The sequence below is a fragment of the Streptomyces sp. SID1328 genome, from assembly GCF_009865595.1.
Classification (GTDB): Bacteria; Actinomycetota; Actinomycetes; order Streptomycetales; family Streptomycetaceae; genus Streptomyces; species Streptomyces griseoluteus.
The window spans coordinates 1-5,888 of sequence record NZ_WWKH01000891.1; the positions used below are offsets into that span (position 1 = coordinate 1).

The window sequence follows — 5,888 nt, forward strand, 5'->3', positions numbered from 1 at the left end:
CCTCCGCGTACAGGGCGGCGGCCTCCTCGAAGAGCGGGATGCCGTCGGGGCCGTGGACCATCGCCTCGTTGTCGGCCAGCTCGGCACGCGCGCGTGCGTCGAGGCCGGCACCACCGGCGGCCAAGGCGAGGGCCGCCCATGCCTGCGGGGCGTCCGGCTGGAGGGTCTCCGAGAGCCGCCGCGCCCGCGCCAGCAGCTCGGGCACTCCCGGCTCCTCCTCCGGGACCTCCTCGGGGGCGGGAGGCGGTGCCGGAGCAGTCCGTACACCCAGCGGGAGGCGCTCCACCAAGGGCTTCGCCGCCATCGTGGCGCGGGTCAGGTCACCGATGTGCGAGGAGCCGTTGCGCGCGTCGAACCGCGCGGCCAGCTCCAGCGCCGCCACGCGCGCGTGCCCGGCCAGCTCCCGCGCGGTCCACGTCCTCCCGGCCGGACCCGGCACCTCCCGGCCGCCCAGGCCGAGCGCGGTCAGCCGGTCCATCAGCAGCGTCACCACGGCCAGGAACTCCAGCAGGCTGCGCGGATGCCCGGTGTCCGTGAAATACGCGGGCCGCTCCGCCAGCAGCTCCAGGGCGCGCTCCTCGTTCCCGCTCAGCGCGCAGAACTCCACATGGGCGGCGTACGCGTCCCGCATGCTCTCCATGGGCCGCACCAGCCGGATGCCCCGCAGATGATGGGCGCGCGCCTCCTCCACCCGGCCCAGCCGCAGCAGCGGCACCAGGGAGCGGGCCAGCACTCCGTGCGGCTCGTGCGCACAGGCGAACTCGCCCTCCAGCACCGGCGCCCACAGCTCCAGCGCCTCCGTGTCCCGGCCCGACCGGGCCTGCCAGCCGCCCTGCCCGCCCAGCTCGCAGGCGTGGCAGTCGGCCATGTCGTCCCGGTCGGCGGCCAGCCACGCGCGGTACGCCCGCTCGGCCCGCGCCCGGTCCCCGATGTGCGAGGCGATGCCGAACTCGGCCGCCCGCACGGCCCGTTCGGAGTACCCGGCGACCCGGTAACGGCGCTCCATCTCGGCGAGCCAGTTCTCCACCGACGCCAGCGGGATGTGCGGCTGGCCCAGCATGCCCGCCGTCATCCACTTGAACGTCCAGTGCAGCGCGTGCGCCTCGTACGCGTCGAAATCCTCCGGACGCTCGTCCCACATCCGCAGCAGCCGCGCGAACGGGACGAACACCCGGTCCTTCTCCGAGCTGTAGTTGTAGACCTTCACCTGATGACCGAGCGCCTCGATCACCGCGAGCGGGACGTCCAGCTTCTCCGCCTCGGCGAGGAGTTCCTCCGCGCGTGCGTTGCGCGCCGGGCCCTCCGGCCGCTCCGCGTTCTCCGCCATGGCCTGGCGCAGCGCCTCGAAGTCCATGATCCGGCTCATCGTCCCTCGCCCTCTCCGAGTGTCGCCCGGTCCAGCAGTCCGGCGAACGCCCGGTTCACGAGCGCCGAGTCGGCCGGCCGCAGCGGGCGGTGCGCCAGCAGCAGCGCCTGCCCGTACAGCGCCTCGGCCGCCGTGCCCGTCAGCTCCGGGTCGGTCAGTGAACCCACCCGCCGCACCAGCGGGTTGAGATGGTTCAGCACCAGCCGGGCGCGTGGCGCGGTGCCGCGCAGCGAGCCCAGGATGCCCGCCCACAGGTCGTCCGCCTGCTCCTCGGCTTCCGCCCGCGCCCGCTCGTGCCGCGCCGACCGGTCGTCCAGATGCAGAGCGGGCACCGACACCGGGTGGAACGCCCGCAGCACCACATCGCAGTCCAGCGGATCGAGCCTGGCCCGCGCGGCCGTCAGGAAGCCGGAAAGCGCCAGCTCAGCCTCCGGGTCCACCGAGTCCAGATGCGCGGTCACCGTGTCCGCGTCCAGCTCCGCGACCACCGTGCCCGGCCGCACCGACGGCAGCGCCTCCACCAGCTCCGCGTCGTAGGTGTAACCCCCGTTCACCACCCCGACGCCCTGCGCTGCGGCGATCGGCGCGACCTGGCGGAACTCCTCCACGCTCCGGGTGAAGTGCACCACCGGGTGCCGTCGGGCGAACTCCTCCAGCGACAGCTCCCCGTCACTGGTCTCGAACGGCAGCCACGGCAGCATGACCCGCAGCATCTCGCCGTCGTGCCGGGCCAGCGCCCGCACCCCGAGATGGTGCACGGCCAGGAACACCGAGAGCCGCTCCGGGTCACCCGCCGCGAGCCCCGTCAGCCAGTCCCGCACCCGCCCGCCCAGCGCCTCGCGCACCCCGGCCAGCGTCTCGTCCTCGTACAGCGCCTCGCGCGACGCCGTGGGCCGCAGCGTGTCCGTGTCCAGCACGCAGCGTACGAAGAACGCCCAGTCGGGCAGGAGCTGTTCGGCGCGCTCGGTGAGCAGCATGCCCTTCAGGTGCACCCGGTGCGTGGCCCGCTGCGCCGGGCTCACCGCCGAGGGGAGGACGTACGCCACCCCGCGCACCCCGGCCAGCGGCACGTCCAGCGTGATCGCGTCCAGCGGGGTGAAGCCGAACAGCTCCCGGCAGTGCGCCTCCAGCGCCGCCCGCCGCTCCGCCTGGCTCGGCCAGGACCGGTCCCAGGGTGCCGGGAGGTCGGTGACCGGCTCGTCGTCCACCCGTACGTCGTACGGCAGCAGCGAGCCGAAGTCCCGCGCCAGGGCGCGCACCCGCGCGGGCGCCAGCCACTCACCGGCACCCGGCCGCGCCACCAGGTGCACGGTCGTGCCCGGCTCCGGGCGCGCCGAGTCCGGCAGGGCCCGCACGGTGTACGAGCCGTCGTCGGCGGCCGTCCACTCCACCGGCGGGGCGCCGGGCGTGCGGGCGCTGCGGCTGACCACCCGGATGCGCTCGGCGACCACGAAGCAGGCCAGCAGACCGATGCCGAACCGGCCGAGGAACCCCGAGCGCGTCTCCTCCAGGCCCTCCGCCCGCTTGGAGCTGCGGCCTATGGTCGCCAGCAGGGTGTGCACGTCCGACTCGGTGAGCCCGATGCCGCTGTCCTCCACCCTGAGCCCGCCCCGCCCGTCCGGGAACAGCCGCACCCGCGCCGGGGCGCCGGGCTCCTCCGACCGCCGGGCGGTGACGGCGTCCACGGCGTTCTGGAGCAGCTCGCGCAGGTAGACCTTGGGACTGGAGTACAGGTGCTGGGAGAGCAGGTCCACCAGACCGCGCAGGTCGACCTGGAAGGCGTGCGGAGGGGCGGGCTCGGAGGCCGGGGATGACTGGGAGGTCTGGGAGTCCATCGTCACGGCGCCGGTGGGAGGTGCTTCGCGCGGCGCGGGGTCGGGCGGTCGGGTGCCGTGGGGGCGGTGACCGCGGGGGATGGCCGGAGGCGCGTCATCCTAGGCCCGCAGGCCCGAGCTGACCAGGTGTTTCGGGGATCTCGCCGGGGCCGGGCGGAGTCACCTGTACGGCGATGTCGGTGGTGTGGTGTGCAATGGATCTCGTGCCCGCACTGCGAGAACCCCTGAAGAAGGTGCTCGGTCCCGCCACCGCGAAGGTGATGGCCGAGAACCTCGGCCTGCACACCGTCGGCGACCTCCTGCACCACTACCCGCGCAGATACGAGGAGCGCGGCCAGCTCACCCACCTCGCCGACCTGCCCATGGACGAGCACGTCACCGTGGTCGCCCAGGTCGCCGACGCCCGGCTGCACACCTTCGCCTCCTCGCGCGCCCCGCGCGGCAAGGGCCAGCGGCTGGAGGTCACCATCACCGACGGCAGCGGCCGCCTCCAACTGGTCTTCTTCGGCAACGGCGTGCACAAACCGCACAAGGAACTGCTGCCCGGCACCCGCGCGATGTTCTCCGGCAAGGTCTCCGTCTTCAACCGCCGCCTCCAACTCGCGCACCCGGCGTACGAATTGCTGGACAAGGACGCCGAGGACGGCGACGAGGCCGTGGAGAGCTGGGCGGGCTCCCTGATCCCGATCTACCCCGCCACCGCCAAACTGGAGTCCTGGAAGATCGGCAAGGCGGTGCAGACCGTGCTGCCCAGCGTCCAGGAGGCCGTCGACCCGCTCCCGGAGTCCCTGCGCGAGGGGCGTGGCCTGGTCGAGCTGCCGGAGGCCCTGGTCAAGATCCACCGCCCCGCCACCAAGGCCGACATCGCCGACGCCCGCGCCCGCCTCAAGTGGGACGAGGCGTTCGTCCTCCAGGTCGCCCTGGCCCGCCGCCGCCACGCCGACACCCAGCTCCCCGCCGTCCCCCGCCGCCCCCTCGAGGACGGCCTCCTCACCGCCTTCGACGCCCGCCTCCCCTTCACCCTCACCGAGGGCCAGCAACGCGTCTCCGCCGAGATCTTCACCGACCTCGCCACCGCCCACCCCATGCACCGGCTGCTCCAGGGAGAAGTGGGGTCGGGCAAGACAATGGTGGCGTTGCGCGCCATGCTCGCCGTGGTCGACGCCGGGGGGCAGGCGGCCATGCTCGCGCCCACCGAGGTGCTGGCTCAGCAGCATCACCGGTCGGTCACCGAGATGATGGGGGAACTGGCCGAGGGGGGCCTGCTGGGCGGGTCGGAGCACGGGACCAAGGTGGTGCTGCTGACCGGGTCGATGGGGGCTGCCGCGCGCAGGCAGGCGCTGCTGGACATCGTCACCGGTGAGGCGGGGATCGTCATCGGCACCCACGCGCTCATCGAGGACAAGGTCCAGTTCCACGACCTCGGCCTGGTCGTCGTGGACGAACAGCACCGCTTCGGCGTCGAGCAGCGCGACGCCCTGCGCGGCAAGGGCAAGCAGCCCCCGCACTTGCTCGTCATGACGGCCACCCCGATCCCGCGCACGGTCGCGATGACGGTCTTCGGCGACCTGGAGACCTCGGTCCTCGATCAGCTCCCGGCCGGCCGCTCCCCGATCGCCACCCATGTCGTCCCGGCCGCCGACAAGCCCCACTTCCTCGCCCGCGCCTGGGAACGCGTCCGCGAGGAGGTCGAGAACGGCCACCAGGCGTACGTCGTCTGCCCCCGCATCGGCGACGAGGAGGAGAGCGCCGCCGAGAAGAAGGCCACCGAGGGCGACAAACGGCCCCCGATCGCGGTCCTCGACATCGCCGACCAGCTCGCCCGGGGCCCGCTGAAGGGCCTCAGGGTGGAGGTGCTGCACGGCAGGATGCACCCCGACGACAAGGACGCCGTGATGCGCCGCTTCGCCGCCGGGGAGACGGATGTCCTGGTCGCCACCACGGTCATCGAGGTCGGCGTCAACGTCCCCAACGCCACCGCGATGGTCATCATGGACGCCGACCGCTTCGGCGTCTCCCAGCTCCACCAGCTGCGCGGCCGCGTCGGCCGCGGCTCGGCCCCCGGCCTGTGCCTCCTGGTCAGCGAGATGCCCGAGGCGAGCCCGGCCCGCCGGCGTCTCACCGCCGTCGCCTCCACTCTCGACGGCTTCGAACTCTCCCGCATCGACCTCGAACAACGCCGCGAGGGCGACGTCCTCGGCCAGGCCCAGTCCGGCGCCCGCACCAGCCTCCGGGTCCTGGAGGTGATCGAGGACGAGGAAATCATCGCGGAGGCACGGGAGGAAGCGGCAGCGTTGGTGGCGGCGGACCCGGAGCTGGAGCGCCTCCCCGGCCTGCGCACAGCCCTGGAGGCCCTCCTGGACGAGGAAAGGGAGCAGTACTTGGAGAAGGGCTGAGGTGTCTTTCCCCGAAGGGCGTGGGGAACCGTGTGGTCGACCCCCAGGCACCCGCACCCGCCGGCGCATCAGCAGACCCGCCACCACCTGCGAAAATAGAAGAACCCCCAAGAAGAAGGACCGCTCACATGACCCGCGTGATCGCCGGCACGGCAGGCGGACGCCGCTTGGCCGTCCCGCCGGGGACCGGCACCCGCCCAACCTCCGACCGCGCACGCGAAGCCCTCTTCTCCACCTGGCAATCCCTCCTCGGCACCCCCCTGGACGGCGAACGGGTCCTGGACCTCTACG

The 5,888-nt window shown here is 73.3% G+C and carries 3 protein-coding genes and 1 pseudogene; 2 read left to right on the forward strand and 2 right to left on the reverse strand.

The features are described 5' to 3' along the window. Window positions 1–1,366: pseudogene (locus tag GT030_RS28690) on the reverse strand (tetratricopeptide repeat protein); the annotation flags it as partial. Further along, window positions 1,363–3,201, reverse strand: a complete 1,839-nt coding sequence (locus tag GT030_RS28695; protein ID WP_161203578.1) for an HSP90 family protein — start codon at window positions 3,199–3,201, stop codon at window positions 1,363–1,365. The pseudogene GT030_RS28690 and the gene GT030_RS28695, both read right to left, overlap by 4 nt. Window positions 3,202–3,395: 194 nt before the next feature. Here GT030_RS28695 and recG point away from each other — a divergent pair, with 194 nt between their 5' ends. Together recG and GT030_RS28705 are read left to right on the forward strand one after the other, a co-directional pair. After that, window positions 3,396–5,597 (forward strand): ATP-dependent DNA helicase RecG, encoded by a 2,202-nt coding sequence (gene recG / locus GT030_RS28700; RefSeq protein WP_161203577.1) that lies wholly within the window; start codon window positions 3,396–3,398, stop codon window positions 5,595–5,597. Window positions 5,598–5,725: 128 nt separating this feature from the next. Further along, window positions 5,726–5,888, forward strand: a 163-nt coding sequence (locus tag GT030_RS28705) for an RsmD family RNA methyltransferase (protein WP_202460684.1), incomplete at its 3' end; no start/stop codon positions are given.